At 43.2% G+C, this 544-nt stretch carries 1 protein-coding gene; it reads right to left on the reverse strand.

Going from position 1 to position 544, the window contains the following annotated elements; genetic code table 11:
- A partial coding sequence (locus AC1M9C_RS14895) for an alpha/beta fold hydrolase (protein WP_481953973.1) occupies window positions 1-544 on the reverse strand: 544 nt, incomplete at both ends.

A 544-nucleotide genomic window follows, 5' to 3' on the forward strand; every position in this document is an offset into this window, starting at 1 on the left:
GAATCGAAATCTGTTTGAGTTGTTCACGCACATCCGCCTTAGCCAAAGCTTCACAGCAGCTTGCATAACCTTCAGGGCTGCCAGCTCCTAAGTCGTTTGAAAGTTTTTCAATCACTGCTGGGTTGCTTTGGATAAAAGGATCTGTAAACCAACGACCTGCAGCCGTTGATGCAATCGGTGCTAAACCTTGTTCACGAACCAATACGGCACGATCATTCCAAGCATTTTCATTGCCAATTTTAGCGGCGGTATTACACACAATCACATGACTAAAGTGTTGAGGATGATTGATCGCTAACCATTGGCCTGTCAAACCACCCATCGAAATACCACAGAATGCAGCTTTTTCAACATTTAAATGGTCGAGTAAATTCACCACATCTTGACCAAGTTGATCAATGGTATATGGACCTTGAGGCGCGTCCGATGCACCATGACCACGCGTGTCATAACAAATCACATAATGAGAAGCTTTAAAAAACTCAATTTGTGATTGCCACATGCTGAAATTTGTCCCTAAAGAGTTAGAGAAAACAAGAGCAGG

The sequence above is a fragment of the Acinetobacter sp. 24-47-39 genome, assembly GCF_056783825.1.